The following is a 13,783-nucleotide window of genomic DNA, read 5'->3' on the forward strand; positions in this document are numbered from 1 at the left end:
ATTAGTACCAATAATACAACCACCGATAATGAAAGCATTGACCACAGAAGAAGAAAGAAAAATAGTAATGGAACAACTACGCCCCGTATCTAAAAAAGAAAAGATAATATTTCCCATAATGATTGCAGTAGTTGTAACATTGATATTACCTTCAGCAGGGCCATTAGTAGGAATGTTAATGTTAGGTAATCTAATGAGGGAATCAGGGGTAGTAGAGAGATTATCTAAAACAGTACAAAATGAGTTAATGAATATAGTAACAGTATTTCTAGGATTAACAGTAGGAGCTACAGCCAACGCAGAAATCTTTATCCAATGGGGAACAATAAAGATAATAATATTAGGACTAATAGCTTTCTCCATAGGAACCGCAGCAGGAGTAATATTCGGAAAAATAATGTGTAAAGCAACTGGAGGAAAAGTAAATCCGTTAATTGGAGCAGCAGGAGTATCGGCAGTACCAATGGCAGCAAGAGTTGCCCAAAAAGTTGGGCAAGAAGCCAACCCAAGAAACTTTTTACTAATGCATGCTATGGGACCAAATGTAGCAGGAGTTATTGGTTCAGCAGTAGCAGCAGGACTATTATTGATGTTCTTTGGAGGATAAGGATCACCTCTTTATTTCACTAACCATATTCTCAGCAAAATCCTTTGCAAGTTCCTCAATATGAGGAACTTTTTTTATTGCTCCTCTGTCATTAGCTACGGCCATTAAAGCAAAATATGGTGGTAATCTAAAGGTCTTATTGATATTTAAGCTGCTGATTAACTGTTTAGCCAAGGCATCTCCTCCTGAATGGCCAGATACAATAATGGAAAACAGGGTTTTGTCATAAAATTTAGTTTTTCGAAATAGAGCTGTCAATCTATTTATCAATGCTACTAGATTAGCCGTAATCATATCATTATAATTAGGACAAATAAATACAAGGGAGTCTGCTTCTAATATGGCAGGGTATACTTCTTTTACAATAATCCCACCATAAAAACATTTGGTCTGCTGACCGTAATGTTTACAAGTTTTATAAGGACATCCTATACAATCTACAATAGTGCCGTTTTGAATATTAATTTCTGTAATAGATATTTCCTTTAGATTTCCTTTCACCATATCCCATAAGGTCAAAGTATTGGAATACATCCTATTACTTGAATGGAGTACTAATATTTTAGGATTTTCTACCCTGTCTATTTGATCATTTACAAATCTCTTTCCTAGCTCTTCACATAAATATAAACAGATTTCCTCTAGGGGTAATTCATATACCTTTTTTAAAGGAAGAAAATTGTCTAAATTTCTTGTAGCTTCTACCATGGGTCTGCCGGAGAATCTACAACCTAAAAGGTTGGATTTAAATATTATGGATTGGGCTGCAGTTTTTGTAAAATATTGATATTGGCTGTGAACTAGGACTATACCTTCTGCACCAAGTAATGAATCATACCCTCGACTGAATAATTCTAAAAAAAACTTATTCAAATTATTGCTCACTCCTGTTATAGGCAATTCTACTCCATATATAATCTTCTTATTTCTTAAATCCGGTAGCTGTTCAAAATCTTTCAATATCTCATATTTTATATTTTTGGTAGCCATGTCTATCATTTGTTTTAAAAAGGGGGAGGGTTTTTCTGGTAGTACAAGATAATAATTTTTCATATTATATTCACTAACCTTTCATAGGTATCTTTTATTTTATTAAACAACTTCAAAGGCATATCTAACTGTTCAACTTCTATTTGATTATCTATTAATCTACATTTAGACCCCATATAAGCACCTCCTATATAGGTGGATCCGTAAAACCACTCTCCTTTGATAGTAGCAATAATGGGTAGGGCACCAGAGGATAGGCTAGGAGCAACATAGGGCTTAAAGCCTAAATTCCTAACCTCTTTATTAGCATTTAAAGTTTTATATGTTAAGTATTCTGATAGTTTTTCATCATAATTATCAACACTATCAGCTACAATTAAACCTTCTCCATGGGGACCAAAAACTCTTCCTTCCTTTAGATAATGGATTGTGTCCTTAGATTTTTCAGCATAAAAGCAAGCTCTACCATTCATAACCCCTAGACCATATCCAATTATTTGGTTTGAAGCTAAACCTTGAAAATCATATATACCTTTTTCATTTTTATTGCTTTCTAAAAAGGCTACTTTACACAATAGATCTACTGGATCGGACACTACTGCGAATATCCCTTTAAAGCCTTTGTTTCGTGCCATTATTGCATATTCTTTTATTATTTCAGAATTGGATTCAAACTGTGCCATTCTAACATCGCCAATATTACTACCTACAGGTGGTATTCCTTTTGAGGCACAAAATAGGAAAATATCGCAATCAAATAGTTCATCCCTATCCAATAGATAAATAGGGGGAAAAGCATCCTCATCAAAAGGTTTCCTAATTTGATTGAGTTCATATTTCCATCGCTTTAACCTATTAACTTTTCTATCGTAGATGCCTATTTTATCAATATAATCTTCACCTAAAAGTCTTAAACCTATGAGAAGAGTACTTCCTACATCTCCTAGCGCTAATAGGTTAACTTTCCACTTTTTATTGAGCCTTTGGCCAAGGATACCTTCCCAATTAGGATAACAAGTATTTAAGGAAAAGACTAAGCCTTTATTAATCTTATCTATTATCCAAGAGGGAATTAAATCGAGATAATCTTTAGTATCTAAAAGAAGTAATTCAATCCCCTCCTTTTCAATGAACAACAAAGATGGATGGTTAATTAAAAAACTTCTTCTAGATTTAATAGGGTTTAGTCTATTTAAAAAATATAATTGTCCTCCATTTTTTTTCACATCTTCTTCATGGATTCTATTGAAGTTATCGTATTCTTGGAAAGAGAAAAAATATTCTCCTTTATGTTTATAGTAATTGATCATATTCTTACCGCCTCCTATAACAGTCTATCTATTTACAATATTTGCTATCCTTTTAAGATGTTCTAGATCTGACTCTAAACAAAAGGAAGGTTTTAGATTGATGAGGGATTCCATACTCTTATAGGTATCCGGTCTCCTTGGAGAAACTAATATTTCTCCTAGATTTTTTATTATTAAATTTTTCTCATTTATTTCTTGATAAACCTTCTCCATGACTTGAAATATTTCTATTGCATTGGTTAAACATGTTTCAGATAATCTATATATATTTTTGGTAGAAGTATTTTTAATAAAACTTGGTGAAACATAGGGAAGTATTAAATTGATACTTGGTATTAAATAATCTTGAATCGATCCATCCCTAAGTACCATATCCCCACCTATAAAGGGATATTGGTCACTTTCATTAAACCAGAGTTTTAAATTAGGAACAAAATACGCGCTGTCTACATCAATATTTTTTACCTTTCCGATTTCACTTCCTCTACCAGTTAGAATCCCTACTATTACCTTTTTAATATGAATCTGGGTCCTTCTTAACAAGGGTTCAATTACATTTAGTCTATAGCCTTTATGGAGGAGATCATCTACTAAAATTACAGGCCTATCGAAGGATTCCAATACCTTTGATTGATTTTCTAAGCTTAAATAATTTGGAAATGCTGCAATGGTAAAATCATCTATACTAGGATTAAAAATTTTTTCAGTATGCATAGTTTTGGTAATAGTATTGGGTAATATGGTACCATTTAGTATAGAGCCGAAAGGTACGCATATATTGGGGCCTAAAATTCTGTTTCGTTTTTGTATTATAGAGACTTCATTAGTATCGCAGATTTTTTGGATCAATTTGCTATATATCATATCTCTATTGAAGGAGAGCAATAATTTGCCTGAATACAAACTTGAAATGGCCTCTTTCAATTTTTTTCTCCTAGTATCAATTACCTTCTTTAATTCCAGATTTTCCTCGAAGGGGGGCTTTAAAAGATTCTCTAAATCTTGATTTAAAGTCATAGGATTATTCATGTCAACCATAAAAATGGGGCAGTTGTTATAGGTAAAGGGAGTCTCTATAAAACCTTGATGTTTCAAGTTTTCTTCTATATATTCCTTATTATGATGGGTTAAACAATTTTTAAATATGGCATAATTATAGTCTAAACTGATACAATGAGCTAAAGTTTCATTCAACATGATTTCGGCGGTATGATAGTCATTAGTTTCTGTATGTATTCCAGAAATTAGAACTAATCTGCCTTTTGAATGCTTCCTAAAATACTCCGTTATATTGGTGTTCTGTAATTCATCATACAGCATACTACTTCTAACCCAATAGAAGGTTGAAAACCCAAGGATAGAATTGCTTTTGGTTTCTTTAACTAATAGTAATACCGGATTGAGTTTATTCCTCAATTCATGAATGGCTTTCATATCTATTCTATGGCTAAATCTTTTATTCAGATATTGAATCAAATTGTCATTAATATTGTTTATGATCTCAGTCTCCATAGTTTTTGTTTGAACTAAAGATTTATATTGGGGTTCATTTAAATAGAGTCCATATTTATAGATATATCGTTGAGCTAAAGGGTCTATTTCATTTGAAACATCCCTATTTAAATCTATAGATTCCCTAATTTGGGTAGAACTAATATCCTCATATTGAGCAGGAAGTGAAAGCCTTAATATCTCGCCCTTAATATTTTCAAGCCTTTTTTCTAATATAATCTCTTCATTCTCTTTAGACTGAATACTCTTCCTGTCAAAAACTATATGGGGAAATTCATTTAATACTCCACCTTTTTCATAAGCAGAAGCATTGACCAATACATCTGTTCCTACTACCATATATACATCTCTATTATTAAAGAGGGACTTTAGCTTAATTAAATCCTTGTAATTACTTATGTTGACAGGTATCTCACTAGGAAATAGGAATATGTTTCTTTCATGGGCAATGGTCATATTTATAATATCCCTTCTAAATCTATGAGGTTGAGTTCTTTTAGACCAGGAGAACTCATCTACTGCTAAATAGACTTCAAAGCCTTGTCTCTTTATTTCTGTAGCAATCTTCTTATGACTAAGGGAAAAGGGATCAAAACTTCCAGGGAAGAAGGCTACCTTTTTATTGCTAATTAATTCAATAGGACCATAAATAAATTCGTAATCCAATATAAATCTATATATACTGTTTAATGAAGCAGAGTTGTTAAGAAAAATAAACTCATCATCTTCCTTTTTTGTCAATAATGTCAGTACTTTTTTTCCTATTCTAGTAAATATAAAATATTTTTCTTTCAGTAGTAGTCTATTAGAATTGAAAATTTGACTGCCAATAATTCTAAAGGATTCTGCCTTTATTTCTTCATCAAAGGAGGCCATTCCGTTTAATAATAGCCCTAGAAGCCTATCTAACCGTTTCTCGTTAAATTCTTTTTCCTCTTTAAACCTTTTGCCATATTTAGGATAATTTTCAATACATATACCTATGGTTTTTAATAGCAAGAATACTATTTGGGTGTTAGACTGCCGAATTTTTTCTTCGAAATCATCGATTATCTCATCTAATTCAGTAGGTTGAAGGTATAAAAGTAGTTGGCCTAAATAATTTGGTATATATTTAGTAAATTGGTAGTTTTGCATCTCTAAAGCCCTAAGAAGTTCAACAGCTATATCATTTCTCTCCTCTTGGGATAAAAATTCAAATATATGCAATAAAGTATGTCCAGCGTAATTACGTACTTTTTCTATAGCGCTAACTTTTAATAGATTGCAAAAATGCATACCAGTATGGAGGCCATAAGAATCTGGGGATCTCTTTACCTGATCATATAAGATATCGATATTTACTTTTTTATTCATCCACTCTGTTGCAGTTTTTAAGTTTGTTAGAAATACTTCTGAAATATTTTCTTCTACCTTTTTATAATTAAATTCTAGATGTTTCAGGATATGGGGTTCCATATCGAGTTTCAGGGCTAGTTTATATTTTAAATAGTTTTCAGATGCATAAGGTGAAATCTGTAAATTATCTAGCATCCAATTTTTTAGAAGGATTACAAATTTCTTATTTTCTTTTAATTCTTCGAAGATTTCGTCAATTATATCTAAAACTGTCAATCTAATTTCCAAAATATTTGAATTTAGTTGGTTTATTGTATATTCATAGAGTCTTTTTAAATCCATATCATCTAAATAGAGTAGGGGAATATATTTTAAAGTTTGAGATAAATAAAGTTGATTAATTGGAGATATGGATTGGTAACAATCATAATAATTAATTAACAGTTTTGAATATTTTTCATAATTTTCTATTCTAGAATTATAGAATAAGGATTTAATAATAGTTTTTAAATTATATTGCCACTCTAAATGGGATTCAGCCATTTTGTGTTCTGGATATAGAATATAATTTAATAGTTCTTTCAAGACTTTTAAGCTAGTTGTTTCAGGATTATGCCTTTTAATAGCCTCTGGTACTTCCTTTCTATATTCTTCATCATATTGGCTAATCAACAGTCCTATTAATTCTGCTGCTTCTTTCCGAATATCTTCTTCCTTATGGAATAATAGGTCTGTTAGAAAGTGCAAAGTTACTATTTTCTGTCTTTGAGTTAAGTAAGTAGAATATTCCTTAAAAATCTGAAGATATAATCTAAGCTTTCTCCAATTATATTCGGACCTAGCCATTTCTAATATATTGTTGAAACTCACATCATCTAATAGCTTGGCCATTAAATTTATATTATGTTCTATTGCAAAATATTTTATATTTTCAACAATTTCCTCATTGTCCATTAAAGGATAAGGTTTTAAAGTTTTTTTATGAGGAATCCTCTTTGTTAAATCCGTATTTACTCCTAAGCTTAACATATAGTTTTCAAAATCTTTCAGTTTCTTATATACTTTTTCATACCTCTGTTCTTTTTTAGAATCTAAATTATCCAATTTATTAAGTATAATGTCGTAAGCTTCTTCTAAAGTGTATATATGCATTTCGTAATAACTTTTATATTTCTTGTTCTTAACTCTGAAATCTGCATATATTAAAACTAGAGATTCAAGAGGTAAATTTTCCAGTTCTAAATCCCAGGTAGAGTGATTGGTGGCAATATGGCCAGTTTTTTCTATACCTAATCGATTAAACCATTTTTCAGTGTAGTAATAGTGTAGATAGGGCACCCTATCCAGCTCCTCTTCTCTTACCCCATATTTACCTATATCATGGCCTAGTCCAGCCCCTACTATAATGCCTAAATCAATGGGCAATCCTAAGATTTTAAGTTGTCTCCCTATATTAAGACTAAGATGGTTTACTCCAACCACATGGTCTATAGTATTGTGATTAGTCAGGGATAAATCCATTTTCATTAATTCATATATCCAGTTATTTAAAAAGGCATTTTTAAAAACTAAATATTCATCTAAAAATTTTGTATTTATTTCCTCTTCGGATTCTAGAAAACCTATAGGATATTTGTATAAAAAATTGCTTCTATCATACTTTATTTCAAAACGGGAAAAAATACGCAATAGATTTAAGTAAAAGAAGACTAAAGGATTTAATTCCTCTTCAAATTTTCTAGAAACCTTTTCGGGAAAGGACAAACTTAGAACATAATCAAAAATATATTTTAGCCAATCTATTTTTGAAAATTCAAGATATTTAACATATAATGGATATAGCAATTCCATTAAAGAAAGAGCATCATATTTGTTCTTGGAGATTATTTTATTTAATTTAGTCTTAAAATCATTACTTTGGATAAATTGTAATAAATCTTTATGGTAAAGTTCTAAATATCCTTTTTCTAATTCGTTTAAAATCAATTTATTAATTTCATTATAGGCTTTACTCATAGTAACCTCCTTTTAAACCCCTCTCCCGTTGGAGTAGAAGCCACTCCACCTAATGCAGTCTCCTTCAAGGATTCAGGCATAGCTTTGCCTACCCTATACATGGCTTCTACTACCTCATCAAAGGGCACTAAGGATTTGATTCCTGCCATAGCTAAATCGGCAGAAATTAAAGCATTAGCTACACCAGAAGCATTGCGTAATGCACAGGGAAATTCTACTAGACCTGCCACTGGGTCACAAACTAATCCCATAATATTTATTAGAGAAAAAGAAGCGGCATTTAAAGCGGTTTCTACATCTCCACCTATCATCTCTACAATAGCTGCGGCAGCCATGGCGCTAGCAGATCCACATTCTGCTTGACAACCTCCTTCCGCCCCAGATATAGTAGCATTTTTTGCTATTATTTCACCTATTCCTCCTGCTGTGAACAATCCATAGATCATATCTTTTTCCGTTAGATTAAATTTATCTTTAACTGTAATAATTGCACTAGGTAATATACCTGAAGCACCAGCAGTTGGAGCAGCAACAATTCTACCCATGGATGCATTGACCTCTGAAGTAGATAGGGCTTTCGCCATGGCAGAGTTAATTAGATTCCCACAAATAGTATTTCTTTTATTTTTATAGTCTTCTAATTTTTTTGCATCTCCACCAGTAAGTTTGGATACAGAAATAATCTTTTTATTTAGACCGTTGTTAGCAGAACTTATCATAGTATCTAAAACGAATTTCATATTTTCCATAAGCTCATTATAGGATATACTATTATTATCCATTTCTTTTTCTATAACTATTTCTGATATTTTTTTATTTTGTTCTTTACATAATTTTAACAATTCTTTTCCTTTGTTAAACATAGATCAAAACCTCCCTATTGGGTTAATTCCAGTAATATATATAATTTCATCTAGAGATGATATACTATTAATTATTTTATCCTTTATAGGGCTATCTATTTCCATAACCATAGTTGCAATTTTACCTTCCCGTGACACCTTCATAGTGGCAATATTAATATCTTCATTTGAAAGGATTGAGCTTATCCTGCTTATAGAACCTTTTTGATCCTTATATTTTATTAAAATAGTTGGATAATCACCGGTAAACTCAACTCTATTTCCGTTAATATCGGTAATCAGGATATTGCCTCCTCCGATTGAAGAACCTATTATATAATAATCATCTTTATCCTTATAATGGAACACTATTTTAACAGTATTTGGGTGTACATATCCCAAATCCGCTTCTACAAATTCTATGTCTATTCCTTTATCTTTAGCTATATTTAAAGATCTTTTTATTCTTTCATCAGAGGGATCCATTCCAAGGACACCTGCTACTAAGGCCCTATCAGTACCGTGACCTTTATAGGTTTTGGCGAAGGAACCATGAAGGTAGAAGGTGACCTTATAAAAAAAATCATCTGCAATTTCCCTTCCAATTTTACCTAGCCTTGCAGCTCCTGCAGTATGGGAACTAGAAGGTCCAATCATCACAGGTCCTAAAATATCAAATACCCCATAATTTTTCATTTCTAACCTCCTTACCTTTAGTGTATTAATTTTAGCATTTTATTATAATTTAGGCAACAAAAAAAGGAGGTTTACCCTCCTAAGGTTATATCCTGTTTATCATACCAGTCAAGGGCATGGTAAAAATGTTCTTGTTTAAAATCAGGCCAATAATCGTCGATTACATAAAAGTCCGCATATACCGTTTGCAATGGGGGGAAACCACTCAACCTTCTTCTGCCACCCCAGCGGATGATAAGATCAACTCTAGAAATATTCCTAGATTTTATTAACTGGGTTAAATTAGGACTTTTTTCATCTGGGATGAAATAATCTTTTAAATCCCATTGCCATCCATAGTTAACCAAGAAATTTACTTTTATTCCCCCATTACCAAATACTTGCCTTTTTATGGTAAAGGGAATTAAAGGTTTAGGAAACATTTCCGAGTCTGTATTGCCTACTACTAGTAAAGAGGCATTTTCTTTTGCCAACATTTTGACCGCCTCTACGCAAGCTTGGGTAAAAGCCAATCGTTGAGTTCTAGGGCGTTTAGTATTATCTACAGTAAACCCATAATAGGTTAATTCCTTTATTCCTACTTTTTCGCATAATTTGAATAGCTCTAAACCAGGTTTTAAGCCTTCTTTATAACCTTCCTCCTTAGAAAGACCATTTTTCAAAGCCCATCTTCTATTGCCATCAGGGATAATCCCTATATGTTCAGGGATTCTCATAGTATCACTACCTTCCTAATTTTATTTATTCATATTATTTCCAGTTGACAGTTAAAAAATACACCCTATAGGCTTTGCTTATTAGATTAGCAAATAATAGCAATAACAAGATGAGCTCCTATTTAGCCCTTGTTATTATTGATTATAATATAAACACCTGCTAAAATTAGTAAAATTGGCCAATATCTAAAGATATTGAAGAATCTAAAGACATGCTGGGGTAATATAAGCCTTGCTAACATATACCCCCCTACGATAATTAAGGCAATACCGATGAAAATAGGGGTGTTTTTTGTGCTTGAACCACCATTGGTATCCTGATATATTACTCCATTGTCTTCAGGAATTATCAATGCACAGACTATGTAGGCTAATAGTCCAGGCCCTCCAGGCATAAAAGTAATTAATACCCAAAGGATACGTACAATTACCGGGTCTACATTGAAATATTCACCTATTCCACCACAGACTCCAGCTAAAATCTTATCAGAACTAGACCGTTTCAATTTTTTATTCATATATTTCCTCCTTTATAGTTGCCTAGTATTAAGTATTATTTTAACAGATAATTGGCTAAAATTAAATATAGCTTATAGTTTAAAATTATTCACAATATAGTTTCTTTGTGATAACATTAATAAAAGGATAAAATAAATTTGGAGGACTAAAATGTATAATATATTTTCTTTAATATTTAAATATGTTTTTATAGTGATTATTTACCTATTTATACTGAGTATTATAAGGCTTATATATCTAGATATCAAGGGAATAGATACTGCCCCTTTAGATGACAGTAGTTATTTAAAACTTGTGAATAAAAAAGATACTCTACCTTTTAAGGTGAAAGAATATTACCATTTAGCAGATGAAGCCTACTTAGGTAGAGGGAAGGACAACGAAATTATGATAAAGGACCCATATATTTCAAAAAAACATTTAAGAATAGTTAAAGATGAAGGAGATTATTATTTAGAAGATTTAAATAGTGCAAATGGTACCTATTTAAATGGTGATAAAATTATGGATGTAGCCCAGTTGAAAAATGGAGATAGAATCAGGATAGGACAAGTTGAATTTTTATATGTAGGTAGAGAGTAGGGATGGAAATATGATGAATAAAAAGGTTAGTTATAAATTACCACGTAATCTACTAGTTTTGTTTGAATTGATGGCCCTATTGCTTCTTTTTATATATGATAAGGATAATTTGGATAAACTTACCATAATCTATGGTATTACCCTTATATTCATTGTTTATATATCTAATTTTATTTTATTGCGTATATCTACAGGGGATAGCTATATATTCCTAATAGTGACTATGCTTATAAGTATTGGGGTTATTATGATTTATAGAATAGATCCACTCTTAGGTATTAAACAGGTTCTTTGGATAGGAATGGGTATCATAATATTTTTTATAACCTATTTCTTCTTTAAAAAAATAAAAGGATGGGAAGAATGGATCTGGCTGTATGGAATTAGTTCAATCATTTTGTTTATAATGACTTTGTTATTAGGTACTAGAACTAAAGGCTCAATTAACTGGATTACAATTGGTAGATTCGGGTTCCAGCCTTCAGAGATTATAAAAATACTAGCAATTTTTCTCATCAGTTCTTATTATGCTAATTATGAAAAATATAAGGAGAAGAAATACGGGCCTTACTATCTAATGGGAATCATGTATATTTTTATCATGTTTTTATTTTTACAAAGGGATTTAGGAGCAGTATTAATATTTTATTCCCTGTTTTTAGCACTCCAATTTATCTATGAGGAAAATAGAAAATTAGTATTATATAACCTTTTGATTTTTATTGTAAGTGGGACATTAGGGTATTTTATTTTTCCTCATGTTAAAATTAGATTCGAAACCTGGTTAAACCCATGGAAGTATATAGATAATAAAGGGTATCAAATAACTCAATCCTTGTTTGCCATTGCTGAGGGCGGGTTTTTTGGAACTGGAATTGGATTAGGATACCCAGATTTTATTCCTGAAGTCCATACAGACTTTATTTTCTCCGCCATATGTGAGGAGATGGGTATATTTACTGGGATAGGTATTATAATGTTGTTTTTAATATTAGTTTATAGGGGATTTAAAATAGCAATTAAGCAAGAAATTAAATTTTATAGGATAGTGGCTTTAGGCATTAGTATATTATTTGGAATCCAGTCCTTTATAATTTTTGGGGGGGTTTTGAAGATGATCCCCTTAACAGGCATCACCATACCTTTTGTCTCTTATGGTGGTAGTTCTATGTTGTCGAGTTTCATAGCTTTAGGAATCCTTCAAGTAGCATCAGAAGAACTAGATTTCGAGGTGGAGAAAGATGGATAAAGAGCTTAAAAGGATTATTACCGTATTGGTAGGAATTTGTATATTATTCGTTAGTTTGGTAGCATATTTAAGTTATTTTCAAGTATTTAAGGCTGAGTCCATAAAGATGAATAGCTATAACAAACGGTTATGGATAAATGAAGAAAAAATACTGAGAGGTTCCATTATAGATAGAGATGGGAAGATATTAGCTTATAGTGAAAAGGAAGGAGAAACCTATAAAAGGATTTATAATTACGGTAGCCTCTATAGTCATATTATTGGTTATAGCTATAGGGAATACGGGAAAGTAGGGTTGGAGTTAGAATATAATAATGCTTTATTAAATATTAGTGATTCAACCCCTTTAAATGAATTAAAAAACATAGTAATACCAAATACAGAAGGAAATACATTAAAACTCACTATAGACCACCATATCCAAGAATATGCTAGAAACCTTTTAAAGGGAAAGAAAGGCTCAATAGTGGCTATGAATCCAAAAACAGGTGAAATGTACGCTATGGTAAGTCTACCCGACTTCAATCCTTCAGCTCTTAAAGAAAATTGGAGCAATATTGTTGAAGATGAAAATAGCCCATTTTTAAATAGGGCAACTTCTGGATTATATACTCCTGGTTCTACATTTAAGGTAATAACCGCTGTAGCAGCCATAGAAAAAACTGATTTGGATAGAGAGTATGAATGTAAGGGAAGTACAAAAATTGATGGATACGTTTTAAAAGACTATAATAGCAAAGCCCATGGCAAATTGAGTCTTGAAGAAGCCCTGGTTAAATCCTGTAACACCTACTTTGCAGAAAAAGGTGTATTAATTGGGAAGGAGAAGTTAGGGGAAGTTACTGAAAGGTTTATGATCAATAAAAAGATTCCTTTCGACCTTCCAACAGCAAAATCCACTTTTCCCTATAAGGATAATATTGGCAAGACTGATATTGCAGCTGCAAGTATTGGGCAGGGGAAGGTTCTGGTAACTCCTTTAAATATGGCTTTAGTGGCTTCTAGCGTTGCAAATAAAGGGGAAATGGTAAAACCCATTCTAGTTAAGGAAATTATATCGCCAGAGGGAAAAGTAATAAGGCAGAGCCAGCCTCAGACCATATCCAGAGGTGCAGACATATTTACTGCCAATGAAGTTAAAAATATGATGGTAGAAGGAGTAAAGCGGGGAACTTCTAAAAATGCGAGTATTAAAAATATTAGAGTGGCTGGTAAAACCGGTACTGCTGAAAATCCATCAGGTAAAGCCCATGCTTGGTTTATAGGTTTTGCACCAGCAGATGACCCTCAAATTGCAGTGGCAGTAGTTTTAGAAGAGGAAGGAAGCACAGGAGGTCAAGCAGCAGCACCCATAGCAAGAAATATAATGATAGAGGCTATAAATACGATTAAATGATATAAGAACA

General features: G+C 32.0%; 11 protein-coding genes. 4 read left to right on the forward strand and 7 right to left on the reverse strand.

Annotated features, from left to right (window positions below; all coding sequences use genetic code 11):
- A partial coding sequence (locus CUL_RS0115230) for a sodium ion-translocating decarboxylase subunit beta (protein ID WP_035143364.1) occupies positions 1–607 on the forward strand: 607 nt, incomplete at its 5' end.
- A 3-nt stretch (positions 608–610) separates the two neighbouring features.
- On the opposite strand, the gene CUL_RS0115235 is transcribed toward CUL_RS0115230, so the two are convergent.
- The 7 genes from CUL_RS0115235 to CUL_RS18550 form a co-directional block, all read right to left on the reverse strand.
- Positions 611–1,660 (reverse strand): flavodoxin family protein, encoded by a 1,050-nt coding sequence (locus CUL_RS0115235; RefSeq protein ID WP_025642556.1) that lies wholly within the window; start codon positions 1,658–1,660, stop codon positions 611–613.
- The gene (locus CUL_RS0115240) at positions 1,657–2,907 is read right to left on the reverse strand and encodes a Rossmann-fold NAD(P)-binding domain-containing protein (protein WP_035143358.1); all 1,251 of its coding nucleotides are present in this window, start codon (positions 2,905–2,907) and stop codon (positions 1,657–1,659) included. The genes CUL_RS0115235 and CUL_RS0115240 overlap by 4 nt, the downstream gene beginning before the upstream one ends.
- A gap of 24 nt (positions 2,908–2,931) precedes the next feature.
- Positions 2,932–7,773, reverse strand: coding sequence for a cytidyltransferase (locus CUL_RS0115245; RefSeq protein ID WP_025642560.1), 4,842 nt, complete (start codon positions 7,771–7,773; stop codon positions 2,932–2,934).
- Entirely contained in the window at positions 7,770–8,636 is an 867-nt protein-coding gene (gene sdaAA / locus CUL_RS0115250; RefSeq protein ID WP_025642562.1) for an L-serine ammonia-lyase, iron-sulfur-dependent, subunit alpha, read from the reverse strand. Before sdaAA ends, CUL_RS0115245 begins: the two co-directional genes overlap by 4 nt.
- Positions 8,637–8,639: 3 nt before the next feature.
- A complete protein-coding gene (gene sdaAB, locus CUL_RS0115255; protein ID WP_025642564.1) occupies positions 8,640–9,311 on the reverse strand; it encodes an L-serine ammonia-lyase, iron-sulfur-dependent subunit beta in 672 nt (223 codons plus the stop codon).
- 71 nt (positions 9,312–9,382) lie between these two features.
- The gene (locus CUL_RS0115260; protein ID WP_005587393.1) at positions 9,383–10,027 is read right to left on the reverse strand and encodes an undecaprenyl diphosphate synthase family protein; all 645 of its coding nucleotides are present in this window, start codon (positions 10,025–10,027) and stop codon (positions 9,383–9,385) included.
- 122 nt (positions 10,028–10,149) lie between these two features.
- The gene (locus CUL_RS18550; RefSeq protein ID WP_025642567.1) at positions 10,150–10,545 is read right to left on the reverse strand and encodes a PspC domain-containing protein; all 396 of its coding nucleotides are present in this window, start codon (positions 10,543–10,545) and stop codon (positions 10,150–10,152) included.
- Between the two features lie 151 nt (positions 10,546–10,696).
- Here CUL_RS18550 and CUL_RS0115270 point away from each other — a divergent pair, with 151 nt between their 5' ends.
- From CUL_RS0115270 to CUL_RS0115280, 3 genes are read left to right on the forward strand one after another with little or no spacing between them, the layout of a single operon-like run.
- Positions 10,697–11,128: an FHA domain-containing protein gene (locus tag CUL_RS0115270; protein WP_005587391.1), complete on the forward strand. Its 432-nt coding sequence runs from the start codon at positions 10,697–10,699 to the stop codon at positions 11,126–11,128.
- Positions 11,129–11,141: 13 nt separating this feature from the next.
- Positions 11,142–12,377, forward strand: a complete 1,236-nt coding sequence (locus CUL_RS0115275; protein WP_330216566.1) for an FtsW/RodA/SpoVE family cell cycle protein — start codon at positions 11,142–11,144, stop codon at positions 12,375–12,377.
- Positions 12,370–13,773 (forward strand): peptidoglycan D,D-transpeptidase FtsI family protein, encoded by a 1,404-nt coding sequence (locus tag CUL_RS0115280; RefSeq protein ID WP_025642570.1) that lies wholly within the window; start codon positions 12,370–12,372, stop codon positions 13,771–13,773. Before CUL_RS0115275 ends, CUL_RS0115280 begins: the two co-directional genes overlap by 8 nt.
- Positions 13,774–13,783: the final 10 nt, after the last annotated feature.

Source organism: [Clostridium] ultunense DSM 10521 (assembly GCF_000511955.1).
In the GTDB taxonomy this organism is placed as follows: domain Bacteria; phylum Bacillota; class Clostridia; order Tissierellales; family Tepidimicrobiaceae; genus Schnuerera; species Schnuerera ultunensis.